Consider the following 12,854-nt stretch of genomic DNA (forward strand, 5'->3'; position numbering starts at 1 on the left):
TTATAACTGCCCTAATCTATAAATAAGTAATGCGGTTTTTTTAATGTTTTTATCAAGGCTGGTTAAGTCGGCTGTTTCGTTTTTAGTGTGCGCACCGCTACCCATTAAGCCCAAACCATCAAGTGCCATATCAACATGGTTTGCCGCAAACGAAATATCTGCCGCGCCTGCATTACGTGGATTAGCGGCTACTACTTTGTTGAAGCCTAAATCGTGGCTTGCGTCGCTGTATAATTCTAATAGCTTTTTATTGCCATCAGTTAATGCCATTGGCGGGTAACCGTCTTCAAAAATAAGCTCTGCTTTACTGCCATTTAGACTGTTGCTAGCAATAAGTTGCATTGATCTTTTTGCGTTTTCTAATTGTTTTGGTGAAAGTGCGCGTAAATCACCTGCTACATGCACGGTTTGTGCTATTACGTTGCTTTTACCAAACGCCGTTGCTGACGAATTAGCACTGTCGTAATCGGCATTTGTACCACCCACAATAAGCCCCGGATTAAACGTTAAATTAGGTTGCGTGGCAAGTTGCTCTCTAAAATCATTTAAAATACGTGATGCCTCGTAAATAGCGCCATAACCAACGTTTTCGCTAAATATTTGCGAAGAATGCGCCGCATTTGCCGTTACGTTTAGCGTCCAACCGGTATAACCACGGCGCGCCGCCATAGCGGTTTTAATATTGTTGTCGCCATTTTCATAACCAAGCGCTACGTCAGCCCAAATTGCCGCATCAACAATAGCTTGTTTAGATAAGCTAAGCGGGCGACCGCTGCTTTCTTCATCGCCAGTCAGTAACACTTTTATGCTTACATTTTCGAGTAAATTAAGGGCTTGTAAGCTTTTAAGTGCAGTAATTATTACCGTGTTACCGCCTTTCATATCGGCAACGCCTGGGCCACTGGCTGTATCGGCATCAAGCTGTTTGTAGGTAGTAAAGTTATCGTTTTTGGCAAATACCGTATCTAGATGGCCGATCATCAGTATTTTTATTGCATCGGGATCATTACTCTCATGGGTTGCTAATACATGACCTGCGCGGTTAAACGCACTGCCATCAAGCCATTTTACTTTAAAACCTATGGCTTTAAGCTGCTCGCTTGTCAGCGCACCTACTTTTTTTACACCTTCAATATTAAGCGAACCGCTATTAATATTTACGGCTTGCTCTATTTCTTCAAGTGCTTGGGGAATGTTTTTATCGACCTGTTTTACTATTTCACGCTCGTTTTTATCAAGCGCCGCATGGCTTGTAAGCGGTAAGGTACTAGCAAGTGTGAGAATAAGTGCATGGCTAAATTTTAAAAATGACATAACAGCATAATAAGTGAGAAATAAGAGTATTTAATATGAAGTAAAAATACACAGTATTCAATAGAAGGTGATTGTGATTTTTAACTAATTTTATAAGCAATAACGAGTTACAAGTTTAAGGGTTAAAGGGTGAACGTGTTATTAGTTTAAACACAGGTACTTAAAATATAATCTTTTAATTAATAATCAAGCTGCATAACTAAACAGTAATTTGTCTGATATTACTGATCTCCACCATTTTGGGGTTTTGCTGCATTTAGAAAAGGTAAGGCGAAGCTAACTAACTGTTTACAGTTGTTTATTTTATAGCTAGGATAAAATCATTGTAATATAGGTACATTTGTCGGTTTGTAAAACGACAAGTGTCGTAGACTAAATTGTCAGGTGTAAACGGATATCATCAAGTATATGGATATTTTCAAAGGTATAGATTTCAATGATTCGTTTGTTCTCGGTTGGAGTTCAAATACAACTGAAATCACATTCAAAATTGAGGCTAGCATTTGGCCTGATTCACCTCATTATCTAAATCCAAAACCTGATGAATATACTTGCTACCGTAAATGTGAAATTCAATTTACGGGTTTTACTTCATATTCAGGGCTTGTTGAACAAAGTAGTGTTAAACCAAACAATGATATAGATGGTTCATTTGATTATGGCAATATAGACTCGTTAATTGAAACAAATCAGGGCTTTAAGGTTGTAGGTGAGTTTGGTAACTTAGAAATTATAAACGGCAAAGTTCAGTTAAAAATTTACACATAACAAGAGAATGAATAGTGATTCACTTTAGTTTGTCATTTTTAGTTGCAAACGACGCAATAAAACGGCCAAACTAGCTCACACATTATTCAGGCGTTGAGGCTGTAGAATTACTATTTTTCAAGAAAAACAGCCTCGTTTATGGGCTCCAAATGTATTACCTAATGCTTTAAAAACGCTTAGAGTTAATTGCAGGAGCTCGTTTTTTAATTGAATTTGGCTGTTGGAGTTATTCTACAGTCTAGTTATAGGTTCAAGATGACTTCACACAGAGATTTAAATCCCACACATGAAATTGCTGTTCTAGATTCATATAAGAATCTCCTTTCATCACAAGGTAAAGTACTTGAATTAATTAACAGACCAGATCCGCCTGATGCAATTGTAAAGATTGATGGCGTAGATACTTGGATAGAAATAACAGATGCACATTTTAGCCAAGAGACTGCAATCAGCATAACTTCTCATGCCGCAGATGATAAAGTTCACATATCGTCAAAAGGCGATTTAGTTGGAGATTTTGATTCAATTACTAATGGAAGAGTTGAGTCAGCAATTAAAGCTAAGTTACAGAAGAAAACAATGCAAAGCATTGCTACATTAAATAAACCAGGGATATTACTTGTTGGGTTATATGGGCCATTCTTTGACATACTTCAGGTTGAAAGTAATTTTTCTGATGAATTTAAAGCTGAGTTAAAGACCCAGAATATTTTTAGTTCTATTTATGTTTATCAAACCTGTAACTAAAACACTCATGCGTACCATAAAATCAAATGAAGCAATACTCTGTCGTAAAAGTGATATCTCTTAATAAAAAATTTATCTATTCAGAAAAAAGCTTTGGCTCTAGGGTTCCTCAGGTCGGTGATATTGGAACAATAGTTGAAGTTTATGATGGAGCCTTTGATATTGAATGTAGCGATGAAAATGGTGTTACCATTTGGCTTGAAGTATTTGAACCTAGTGATGGAGGTTTAGAGTTACTGTATATATAACAAGCTTTTATTAATGCTGAATATTTTCCCTTCATTCTATCTAGCCGGTATTTAGAATTAACAACCATCAGGTTTAATACCATTAGCATTAAACCTGACAGCTCAAACTCAACCAATCAACGTTAATTAGTCGGCATTAAATAAATCTCACGTACGCTGTTGCGCTGGTTTGCTTCAATAGCAAACAGTACAGTGTCGGCTACATCTTGTGGGTCGAGTTTATCGGGTTTTGCCTCATCAAAAAACGGGGTGTTTACCATACCTGGTGCTATGGTGGTACAGCGGCCATTCCACTCACTCATTTCCTCAGCTAAGTTTTGTCCAAAGCCATAAGCAAACCATTTAGTTGCACCGTAAATAGAGCCGCCAATTGGCTTACGGCCAGCAGCAGAGCTGGTTAATATAAAGTGACCTTTATTTTGGCGTAAATGCGGCAGTGTTAGTTTTGCAGTCCACAGTAGGGCTTTAATGTTTATGTCGATCATGGTTGACCACTCATCCGGATCCCCTTTTTCGGTGCCAGCGGTTGAAACGCCCATGCCTGCGTTAGCAAAGGCTACATCCAAACGGCCAAACTTTTCAATGCCTTTTGTTACTACGTTTTCAAGTGCGGTAAAGTCTGTGGCATCTGCAGCTACGCTAAGTGCGTTATTTGAGCCTAATGATTCAACTAATTTAGTTAATTTGTCTTCGCTTCTGGCGGTTAAAATGACTTTGTGGCCATTGTTAACCAGCGTTTTTGCGGTTGCTTCGCCAATACCGCTTGAAGCACCTGTAATGAGGACTATTTTTTCTTTCGCCATGATTATTTCTCCTATGTTTACATATTCAAAATTATGAGAATTGTTTTACTAATGAGTGGGTCTTAAATGTATTTCTCTGATGTTATTGCGCTGATTTGCCTCAATGGCAAATAGCACAGCATCGGCAACATCTTGCGGGTATAACTTGTCAGGTCTTGCTTCATCAGTAAAAGGGGTATTTACAGCGCCAGGGGTGATGGTTGTACAACGCCCATCCCATTCACTAATTTCTTGTGCTAGGTTTTGAGAAAAACCATAAGTAAACCATTTGCTTGCACCGTATATAGAGCCTTTAACAGCTCTGCGACCAGTTGCTGAGCTAGTAATAATAAAGTGTCCTTTGCTTTGGCGTAAATGCGGCATTGTTAGTTTTGCAGTCCACAGTAGGGCTTTAATGTTTATGTCGATCATGGTTGACCACTCATTGGGGTCGCCTTCTTCAACCCCTAAAGTGTCTAGCCCTTTACCTGCATTAGCAAAGGCAACATCTAAACGACCAAATTTTTCAATGCCTTTAGCAACAACGTTTTCAAGCGCGGTAAAGTCGGTTGCATCTGCGGCTACGCTAATGGCGTTATCTGAGCCCAACGACTCTACTAATTCAGTTAATTTATCTTCGCGTCTAGCGGTAAGTATTACTTTGTGACCATTGTTAACCAGCATTTTTGCGGTTGCTTCGCCAATACCACTTGAAGCGCCGGTTATGAGTACTATTTTCTCTTTTCCCATAGATAACCTCTTTTGTGAACCTTGAAAACTTAAAATAACCATACCAACAAACGATTAACCTATATTGAATAGGCGCTATAAATTAGCCGTAAATAGGCGGGCTTTACGTATCAAAAACCATAGTTTTAACGGTATTTTTAAAGTTGAAATAAGTGATTAAAAAAGATAGGTTTAAATTTTTTATTCTATATACTCGCGCCACTTCTTTTGAAGTCGGTTTTTATTAGATTTAACCATTATTTTGCTGAGTTTCAGCCACATTTATCGGAACAAACATGAAAGATAAACTTTTAGCGTTTTGGCAAAGCCATTCAGAAACAATCATCACTTTAGGGTACAAAGTGATTTTAGCGTTGGTGATTTTAGTTGCGAGTGCCTTAATTGCACGCTCGGTTAAAAAAGCGATTAAAAACTCTAAATCGCCATTAAAAAGAGTAGATAGTACGCTACTCCCGCTTTTATCGAGTATTGCTGGTTATTTAGTTTATATAATTGGCGGGCTATTTATTTTAGATATTTTTGGTGTTAATACGGCAAGCTTAATTGCGCTAATGGGCGCTGCAGGTTTAGCGATTGGTTTAGCCCTTAAAAATACGCTGAGCAATATTGCTGCGGGTATTATGCTGTTAATACTTAGACCTTTTAAAATAGGCGACTTTGTTGATGCCAGTGGCACGCTTGGTACTGTGAGTGAAATCAACCTATTTACCACTATTTTTAAAACCACCGACGGTCTTTATATAGCATCGCCTAACGGCAAAGTATGGGGTGGCAATATTAAAAACTTTACCCGTAACGGCAAAAGACGAATGGACATAGTGGTGGGTATTTCGTATGCCGACTCTATTGATGTTGGCTTAAATGTGCTTAAAGAATTAGCCGCATCAGAGAGCCGATTACTCGCAGAGCCTGCACCTAAAGTAATGGTGGCATCAATAGGCGAAAGCGCAGTAAACATTCAATTACGTGCGTGGGCTGTTAATGGTGATTATTGGCAAACCGTGTGGGATTTAAATAAACGTGTTAAAGAAGCAATTGAAGGCGCTGGGCTGAGTATTCCGTTTCCGCAGCGTACGCTGCATATATCCGAGTCGATGGCGTCGGCAATAACTGTTAACAAAGATGCTTAAATATGTATTAACATAAACATAAACACGAATAAAAATAGCGAGCCTTTGCTCGCTATTTTTGTATTAGCCTTTGTGCTGACGAGGTATTAACCTTCTAATTGAAAGTCGTACACTGAGCCTAAATTAAGTAGCTGCGTTAGCTCATCAAGTGCTTGGTAGCTTTCGGTGAGTAGGGCTGAATCTGCAAAGTCACTTGCGCCTAATTTGTCGCGGTAGTTACGTTTTGCCCAGTCACACAGTTGTGTGTATTTAGTATCAGTTAAAATAACCTCAGGGTTTACCGCAGCAAGTTCTTGCTCGTTAAGGGCTACACGTAAACGCAAGCACGCAGGGCCTCCGCCATTTTGCATACTTTGGCGCAGGTCAAAAAACTGCACTTGGTTTACTGGGTTATCAGCCATAATCATTTCTTCAATGTAGGCGTTAACCGCGCTGTTGCGTTTACACTCTTGTGGTGCCACTAACAGCATTGAACCATCTTCAAGGCTCACTAACTGGCTATTAAATAAGTAACTACTTACAGCATCGGTAATACTTACTTTATCGGTAGGTACTTCAATAATATAAAATTCTTTATTGCCTACATACGCTTCGCGAATATCTTGCAGTGCCAGAGCTTGGTTTAAAAATGCTTGCTGGTGGCACAGTAATACATTGGCGTTACCTACTGCAATTACATCATTATGAAACACACCTTGGTCTATTACGTCTGGGTTTTGCTGTAGTAAAATTTGGCTTGAATCTTTTAAGTTATGTAAACGACAAATTGCTTCTGAGGCTTCGAGTGTTTGCCTTGCAGGAAACTTAGCGGGTTTTGGTAATTGGCTGTTAAACGCGCTGGCACCAAATACAAACATTTCAAGGCCTTGCTCGCCGTGGCTGTCACAAAAACGAGTATGGTTTGCTGCACCTTCGTCGCCAAAAAAGCCTTGGTCTGGCAAATGGGTATGGTGCGCAAAGTATTTGTCGTTATTAAACATAGCCTTTAATAAGCGCGTAGTGGTTGCAGGCTCTAATGAACGATGAAACTTATTATTTAAATTAGCTGAAGTAAAATGTACTTTGCCGTCGGTTGTATCAGGAGATGGCGATACCGTAGCAGCATTGGCTGTCCACATTGCAGACGCTGAATAACACGCGCGTAATAAAATTGGGTCAGCTTTAAATGCTTTATGAATTACCTGTGCATCATTACCGGTAAAGCCTAAGCGGCGCAGTACGTTTAAGTCGGGGCGCGCATGAGGGGCAAATACACCTTGGGTTAGGCCTTTGTCGTGCATGGCTTTCATTTTTTCAAGGCCTTGAAGCACTGCCTCTTGAGGATTTGAAAAGCTTGCTGCGTTATTTAACGAAGCAACATTACCATACGACAAACCAGCGTAGTTGTGAGTAGGACCCACTAAGCCATCAAAATTAACTTCCAAAGCGTTCATACACGTTCCAACTAAAAATTTTCAATAGGGTGCAACAATACAACGCAATAGGGTTGCTTGCAAAGTTATAAACGCAGTGTTTTTACTAATTTTTGATGTTTTTAAATGGGGAATTTATTACAAGGGAGTTGTTTTGATATTGAACGATTAATTTGAAGTTTAACTAAAATGTACATATAAATTTCATAGTGTGTAAAAGCTTAGCCTAAAGTAGGTTTATACATTTAAGCTTTATGCCAAGCCTTTACACAATACGATGTTACTTAACATAGGCGCGCTCTTTATCAGCGGTTGTATGGGTATTTGTTGGATCATTAACTTGCCAAACGCTAATATCTAAACGCCACAAAAGATAAAGGGTATGGTATAAATTGAACATGGTTTTTCCTTAGTATTTTCACTGAACACATCAGTTTATAGGAAGAAGTATGCCAACATTAACTTGAATATTTTATGAATAAAAATCAGGTATTTAGTATTTAAGTGTAAATACATACTTAAGGATTAGCACCAAAGAGGTGAAGTATTACTAAAAGATGCACCAGTGTGGTGTGTTTTTAGCAAAAAGCCCTGCAACTATTGGGTCACTTAAATGTGCAAGGCTTTTTAAAAATGTAGTCACTTAAAAAGTAAATTAACGGCCTACTTTTCCTTTTACTAAAGGCTCGAACGACATTACTTTAAACTTGCCGTGGCTTTGATTTTTGCCATTATTAAGCACTGGAGAATTATGTAAATCGTCAACGGTAAAGTATATTTTATGATCGGCTCCGTAACTAAAACCATCAGGCCAGCTCAAACGTTCGTCTTTAAATAATACTTCGTAGTCGCCAGTGGGTTTAACTACGCCAATTGCGCCATTGATTATGTCGGTTACATATACGTTACCGCCGCCATCAACAATAATACCGTCTGAAATTGGCTTAGTGCCGTAACGCGTAACTTTGTCTTCAAGCGCTTTAGCCGAAAGGCTCTCGTTATTTATAGCGCTGGTGGCAATGCGGTAAACCGACGTGCCCGACATAGATCCAAAGTAAAGCCAGTCTTCGTTAGGGTCAAGCGTAATAGGGTTAACACCTAAGCGGGCAGGTTGTCCGCCAAGGCTCATTGTGCGCCCATCAATAACCATATCGATATTTTCGGCTGTGGTGTAATGACTGTCTTGTAATACTCTGCGTGCGACACCTGTTTTAAGGTTAACCGTAATAATAGCGGCTTGGCTGCCTTGGGCTGTATCGGCAATGTATACAACGCCATGCTTATTATCGATGACTAAATCGTTTAAAAACGAGGTGTCGGTAATGGTTGGTTTAGCCAGATAAATGATTTTGTGCAGTTGCTCTTTATTTGTATCCCAACCTACTAAGCGCCCAGCGTGATCGGGCCCTGAAGTGTCGAGCATCCATAAAACGCCATCGCTTGATACGTTTATGCCAAGCACATCGTAAAAACCTTTACCGTTATTGTACGCGTATGCCCATTCTTCATTAGGGTAGGGCTTGGTTGTACCATCGCTTAAAAGCTCCATAATTTTTTGCTTTTGGCCAAAAAAACCATGCACAGATAAAAACTTTCTGCCCGATGGAGTAATAGCAATGTTACCTGGTGGATGCTGCGCATCAAATGTGGCTACTGTTTTTAAATCAGCATTTTGATTATCGGTATTAGCAGATACGGCGTTGCTACCTAAAAGAGCCGTGCTACACGCCGCTGCTAATAGTAATTTTTTAATATGGGTCATTTTTAAAACCTTTTAAAACACGTTTATTGTTTAAAAATTAAGAGCCTAATCGGCTAAGTCGTTTACTACTAAATCGAGCAGCTGCATTAACTGCTGTGCTTGTGTTGCATCTACACTATCAAATTTACATAAAATATTTTTAGGAATATCGGCTGCTTTTAACTTAAGCGATTGGCCATGCTGGGTTAGCTGCACTAGGCGTTTGCGTTTGTCGTGCTCATCTTTAATAACAGCCAGTAATGATTTGTCGCTCATTTTTTTGAGTATTTGGGTCATTGCACCGCCGTCTATCGCGGTTTTATCTTTTAGCTCGGCAATTGTTATTTCGTCTTGCTCCCACAGGGCCATCATTACTACGTATTGTGGGTAGGTTAAATTTAGTTCGCTTAAAGGCTCGCGATACGCACGCGCAATGCTGTTAGATGCCATGTATAACCGATGACATAACTGATTCTTTAACTTTAATTGCTCAAACGACATAACGTTATCCTTCATTTCGATACATGCTATTTTAATTTGCATGCAAAGTATTTGCAATCTCTAATTACTTGTTCTATTATTTTGCACACAAACTAAATTGATTGATATTTTTAAACTTTGGAGTTCATTATGAATGTATTACAAAACGTAGCTTACACAGCAAAAGCAACTGCAACTGGCGGCCGTGAAGGCGTAGCTAAATCTGATGATGGTCGTTTAGATGTAAATTTATCAACACCTAAAGGTTTAGGCGGAGACGACGGACAAGGCACTAACCCAGAGCAATTATTTGCCGCAGGTTATGCAGCATGTTTTATTGGCGCACTTAAATTTGTTGCAGGTAGCGAAAAAATAGAATTACCAAGCGACACGCATATTAACTCTGAAGTGTCTATTGGCGCGATTGAAGGCGGTTTTGGGATTGCGGTAAAACTTGCTGTATCACTAGGTGATATGGATAAAACAGCAGCGCAAGAGCTTGTAGATAAAGCGCACCAAGTATGCCCGTATTCAAACGCAACACGTGGCAACATCGAAATAGAGCTTTCAGTTATTTAATAACTAAATGAAGAAAAGTTATAAAAGCACACTTCAGTTACTGAAGTGTGCTTTTTGCGTTTTAGGGTAAAATCACGTTAACATGCAAAAAATCATATATTCACTATTCCATATGTTCTGTTTTTGTTTTATTGTATGTGCACTAACACAGTGAGGACAGTATGAAACAATTCAACCCACTCCAATTTTATAAATGCCTAGCGGACGATACGCGTTTAAAGGCAATGCTATTAATTAGCCATCAAGAAGAGCTATGTGTATGCGAACTGGTTGCTGCACTTGAGTTAAGCCAGCCTAAAGTGTCTCGCCATTTAGCGCAGTTAAGACAATGCGGATTATTGAGCGACCGAAAACAAAATCAATGGGTTTATTACAGTATTAATAAAGCCCTGCCAGAGTGGGCTAAAAATGTATTAACGCAAACCCTGACTGCTAACCCTTCATTTTATGAAAATGATTTAACGCGCTTAAATGTTATGGGTAATCGCCCTGAACGTGTTACTAGCTGCTGCAACTAACTAATAAATTAACTTATTAAAGGTATTTAATTATGACTATTAAAGTAGGTATTAACGGTTTTGGCCGTATGGGACGCTTAACACTGCGTGCAGCAGTTGATTGGCCAGAAATAGAGTTTATTAAAGTAAATGATGTAGCGGGCGATGCTAAAACCCACGCACATTTAATTGAGTTTGACTCAGTACACGGACGCTTAGCGCAGCAGGTTACTAGTGATGATAATAGCTTTAGTGTGGGTAAACACACGATTGCGGTTACCAACAACAAAACCATAAACGAAACTGATTGGTCAGATTGCGATGTAGTTATAGAAGCCAGCGGTAAAATGAAAACCACTGAACTGTTAAATCAATATTTAGCGCAAGGTGTTAAGCGTGTTGTGGTAACAGCACCTGTAAAAGAAGACGGTATTTTAAATGTAGTAATGGGTGTAAACGATGATCTTTATAACCCAAGTGAGCATAAAATTGTTACTGCTGCTTCTTGTACTACTAACTGTTTAGCGCCAATAGTAAAAGTGCTGCAAGAAAAAGTGGGCATTAAGCACGGCTCAATGACCACTATTCACGATATTACTAATACTCAAACGATTATTGATGCCCCTCATAAAGATTTACGCCGTGCGCGTTCTTGTGGCACAAGTTTAATACCTACTACAACCGGTAGTGCAACGGCTATTACGCATATTTTCCCAGAACTAAAAGGTAAATTAAACGGCCATGCCGTGCGTGTACCTCTTACTAACGCATCAATTACCGATTGTGTTTTTGAGCTTGAACGGGGTGTTACACAAGATGAAGTAAACACGTGGTTTAAAGATGCTGCAAATAATGAGCTAAAAGACATTCTAGGCTACGAAGAAAGACCGCTTGTATCTATAGATTACAAAACAGATCCGCGCAGCTGCACCATAGATGCCCTTTCTACTATGGTAATTAACAACACTCAACTTAAATTATACGCTTGGTATGATAACGAGTGGGGTTATGCAAACCGTACTGCTGAGCTAATGCTTAAAGTTGCAAAAAGTGATTTAGTTTAATCTCATTTAAAAGGTTTAACGCTATGTTTGCGCAGTTGGCTAACTTACCGAGTTCTATAAAACAATATTTAATAATTACTGGTAACTATTGGGCATTTACTTTAACCGACGGTGCACTACGCATGTTGGTGGTGCTGTATTTTCATCAGTTAGGGTATGGTGCATTTGCTATAGCCATGTTGTTTTTGTTTTATGAAATTTTTGGTGTGATCACTAATTTAGTAGGTGGTTGGCTTGGCGCGCATTTAGGGTTAAATAAAACCATGAATGTAGGGCTTGGGCTGCAGCTTGTAGCTTTAGCTATGCTTTGCGTGCCAGGGGATTGGTTAACCGTTACCTATGTTATGGCAGCGCAAGCATTGAGTGGCATAGCTAAAGACTTAAATAAAATGAGTGCCAAAAGCGCCATTAAGTATTTAGTACCGCAAAGCGATGAGGGGCAAAGCCAATTATATAAATGGATTGCCATACTTACAGGCTCTAAAAATGCGTTAAAAGGGGTGGGCTTTTTTTTAGGCGGCTTATTACTTACTGTATTTGGTTTTGTAGGTGCACTAATAAGCCTAATTGCATTACTTAGTGTTGCGTGGGTTATTAGTTTAATTTTTTTGAAAGGCGATATTGGCAAAGCTACAAACAAACCTAAGTTTAAAGAATTATTTTCTAAATCCCGTGCAATCAACTTACTTAGTGCTGCGCGTTTATGTTTGTTTGCAGCGCGTGATGTGTGGTTTGTCGTTGCATTACCGGTTTACTTAGCCGCTCAGTTTAACTGGGATCATTGGTGGGTAAGCGGCTTTATGGCTTTGTGGGTTATTGCTTATGGGCTGGTGCAATCGCAAGCTCCGCGCATAACTGGACAAAGCGATTCAAATTCACACTCAGTCAAAAAAGCATATTGGTGGGTTGCTTTATTAAGTGGCGTAACCTGTATTTTAGCGTTGTTGATGCAATTTGATATCGCGGTACATTTTACGCTTGTAATTGGCTTACTTATTTTTGGTGGTGTATTTGCCGTAAATTCATCACTGCACAGTTACTTAATAGTAAGTTTTGCTAAAAATGACGGGGTGTCCCTCGACGTTGGTTTTTATTATATGGCTAATGCAATAGGGCGCTTGCTTGGTACGGTGCTTTCTGGCTGGGTTTTTCAAGTGTATGGGCTTAGTGCATGTTTATGGGTGAGTGTGTGTTTATTAATTGCGGCCTCAATCACAACGGCACGCTTAGCTAAACTTTAAAAAACTCAACATATTGTATTAAATTCAGTTTCTTTAACGATATTCATAGCTTCGTTGGTTAGATCTACTAAACTATATCAGTAGTTTTAATTTAAGGGTGA

At 39.2% G+C, this 12,854-nt stretch carries 14 protein-coding genes; 8 read left to right on the forward strand and 6 right to left on the reverse strand.

From position 1 onward, the window contains the following. Positions 1–1,314 carry a M20/M25/M40 family metallo-hydrolase gene (locus I6E80_RS02805; protein ID WP_197184728.1) on the reverse strand — a complete coding sequence of 438 codons (1,314 nt, stop codon included), beginning with the start codon at positions 1,312–1,314 and terminating at the stop codon, positions 1–3. Between the two features lie 408 nt (positions 1,315–1,722). On the opposite strand from I6E80_RS02805, the gene I6E80_RS02810 reads away from it, so the two are divergent. From I6E80_RS02810 to I6E80_RS02820, 3 genes are all read left to right on the forward strand, one after another. Next, positions 1,723–2,082: a hypothetical protein gene (locus I6E80_RS02810; protein WP_024597446.1), complete on the forward strand. Its 360-nt coding sequence runs from the start codon at positions 1,723–1,725 to the stop codon at positions 2,080–2,082. Positions 2,083–2,337: 255 nt separating this feature from the next. Further along, positions 2,338–2,829 carry a hypothetical protein gene (locus I6E80_RS02815; RefSeq protein WP_197184729.1) on the forward strand — a complete coding sequence of 164 codons (492 nt, stop codon included), beginning with the start codon at positions 2,338–2,340 and terminating at the stop codon, positions 2,827–2,829. Positions 2,830–2,855: 26 nt separating this feature from the next. Beyond that, the gene (locus I6E80_RS02820) at positions 2,856–3,077 is read left to right on the forward strand and encodes a hypothetical protein (RefSeq protein WP_004334476.1); all 222 of its coding nucleotides are present in this window, start codon (positions 2,856–2,858) and stop codon (positions 3,075–3,077) included. Positions 3,078–3,199: 122 nt separating this feature from the next. Here I6E80_RS02820 and I6E80_RS02825 read toward each other — a convergent pair whose 3' ends face one another. Then, positions 3,200–3,880: an SDR family oxidoreductase gene (locus I6E80_RS02825; protein ID WP_197184730.1), complete on the reverse strand. Its 681-nt coding sequence runs from the start codon at positions 3,878–3,880 to the stop codon at positions 3,200–3,202. A gap of 48 nt (positions 3,881–3,928) precedes the next feature. Then, positions 3,929–4,609 carry an SDR family oxidoreductase gene (locus I6E80_RS02830; protein ID WP_024597442.1) on the reverse strand — a complete coding sequence of 227 codons (681 nt, stop codon included), beginning with the start codon at positions 4,607–4,609 and terminating at the stop codon, positions 3,929–3,931. A gap of 275 nt (positions 4,610–4,884) precedes the next feature. Here I6E80_RS02830 and I6E80_RS02835 point away from each other — a divergent pair, with 275 nt between their 5' ends. After that, complete coding sequence (locus tag I6E80_RS02835) at positions 4,885–5,739, forward strand: mechanosensitive ion channel family protein (protein ID WP_197184731.1); 855 nt, start codon at positions 4,885–4,887, stop codon at positions 5,737–5,739. Positions 5,740–5,825: 86 nt separating this feature from the next. On the opposite strand, the gene astB is transcribed toward I6E80_RS02835, so the two are convergent. From astB to I6E80_RS02850, 3 genes are all read right to left on the reverse strand, one after another. Beyond that, entirely contained in the window at positions 5,826–7,172 is a 1,347-nt protein-coding gene (gene astB, locus I6E80_RS02840) for an N-succinylarginine dihydrolase (protein ID WP_182749772.1), read from the reverse strand. 634 nt (positions 7,173–7,806) lie between these two features. After that, complete coding sequence (locus I6E80_RS02845; RefSeq protein WP_197184732.1) at positions 7,807–8,913, reverse strand: L-dopachrome tautomerase-related protein; 1,107 nt, start codon at positions 8,911–8,913, stop codon at positions 7,807–7,809. 45 nt (positions 8,914–8,958) lie between these two features. After that, a complete protein-coding gene (locus I6E80_RS02850) occupies positions 8,959–9,393 on the reverse strand; it encodes a MarR family winged helix-turn-helix transcriptional regulator (RefSeq protein ID WP_170071607.1) in 435 nt (144 codons plus the stop codon). A gap of 129 nt (positions 9,394–9,522) precedes the next feature. Between I6E80_RS02850 and I6E80_RS02855 the strand changes: the two genes are divergently transcribed. The 4 genes from I6E80_RS02855 (at position 9,523) to arsJ (ending at position 12,753) form a co-directional block, all read left to right on the forward strand. Then, positions 9,523–9,951: an organic hydroperoxide resistance protein gene (locus I6E80_RS02855; RefSeq protein ID WP_197184733.1), complete on the forward strand. Its 429-nt coding sequence runs from the start codon at positions 9,523–9,525 to the stop codon at positions 9,949–9,951. A gap of 161 nt (positions 9,952–10,112) precedes the next feature. Next, positions 10,113–10,469 (forward strand): metalloregulator ArsR/SmtB family transcription factor, encoded by a 357-nt coding sequence (locus I6E80_RS02860; protein WP_197184734.1) that lies wholly within the window; start codon positions 10,113–10,115, stop codon positions 10,467–10,469. 32 nt (positions 10,470–10,501) lie between these two features. Next, positions 10,502–11,512: an ArsJ-associated glyceraldehyde-3-phosphate dehydrogenase gene (locus I6E80_RS02865; protein ID WP_197184735.1), complete on the forward strand. Its 1,011-nt coding sequence runs from the start codon at positions 10,502–10,504 to the stop codon at positions 11,510–11,512. Positions 11,513–11,535: 23 nt separating this feature from the next. Then, the gene (arsJ, locus tag I6E80_RS02870) at positions 11,536–12,753 is read left to right on the forward strand and encodes an organoarsenical effux MFS transporter ArsJ (RefSeq protein ID WP_197184736.1); all 1,218 of its coding nucleotides are present in this window, start codon (positions 11,536–11,538) and stop codon (positions 12,751–12,753) included. The last annotated feature ends 101 nt before the right edge of the window (positions 12,754–12,854 follow it).

Origin of the sequence: Pseudoalteromonas sp. NSLLW218, assembly GCF_015864775.1 — a bacterium.
GTDB lineage: Bacteria > Pseudomonadota > Gammaproteobacteria > Enterobacterales > Alteromonadaceae > Pseudoalteromonas.

Coding starts and splice junctions, on each gene's coding strand:
- I6E80_RS02815 (WP_197184729.1), top strand. CDS start 2,338: ATGACTTCACACAGAGATTTAAATCCCACACATGAAATTGCTGTTCTA.
- I6E80_RS02850 (WP_170071607.1), bottom strand. CDS start 9,393: ATGTCGTTTGAGCAATTAAAGTTAAAGAATCAGTTATGTCATCGGTTA.
- I6E80_RS02820 (WP_004334476.1), top strand. CDS start 2,856: ATGAAGCAATACTCTGTCGTAAAAGTGATATCTCTTAATAAAAAATTT.
- I6E80_RS02810 (WP_024597446.1), top strand. CDS start 1,723: ATGGATATTTTCAAAGGTATAGATTTCAATGATTCGTTTGTTCTCGGT.
- I6E80_RS02860 (WP_197184734.1), top strand. CDS start 10,113: ATGAAACAATTCAACCCACTCCAATTTTATAAATGCCTAGCGGACGAT.
- I6E80_RS02865 (WP_197184735.1), top strand. CDS start 10,502: ATGACTATTAAAGTAGGTATTAACGGTTTTGGCCGTATGGGACGCTTA.
- astB (WP_182749772.1), bottom strand. CDS start 7,172: ATGAACGCTTTGGAAGTTAATTTTGATGGCTTAGTGGGTCCTACTCAC.
- arsJ (WP_197184736.1), top strand. CDS start 11,536: ATGTTTGCGCAGTTGGCTAACTTACCGAGTTCTATAAAACAATATTTA.
- I6E80_RS02855 (WP_197184733.1), top strand. CDS start 9,523: ATGAATGTATTACAAAACGTAGCTTACACAGCAAAAGCAACTGCAACT.
- I6E80_RS02845 (WP_197184732.1), bottom strand. CDS start 8,913: ATGACCCATATTAAAAAATTACTATTAGCAGCGGCGTGTAGCACGGCT.
- I6E80_RS02805 (WP_197184728.1), bottom strand. CDS start 1,314: ATGTCATTTTTAAAATTTAGCCATGCACTTATTCTCACACTTGCTAGT.
- I6E80_RS02835 (WP_197184731.1), top strand. CDS start 4,885: ATGAAAGATAAACTTTTAGCGTTTTGGCAAAGCCATTCAGAAACAATC.
- I6E80_RS02830 (WP_024597442.1), bottom strand. CDS start 4,609: ATGGGAAAAGAGAAAATAGTACTCATAACCGGCGCTTCAAGTGGTATT.
- I6E80_RS02825 (WP_197184730.1), bottom strand. CDS start 3,880: ATGGCGAAAGAAAAAATAGTCCTCATTACAGGTGCTTCAAGCGGTATT.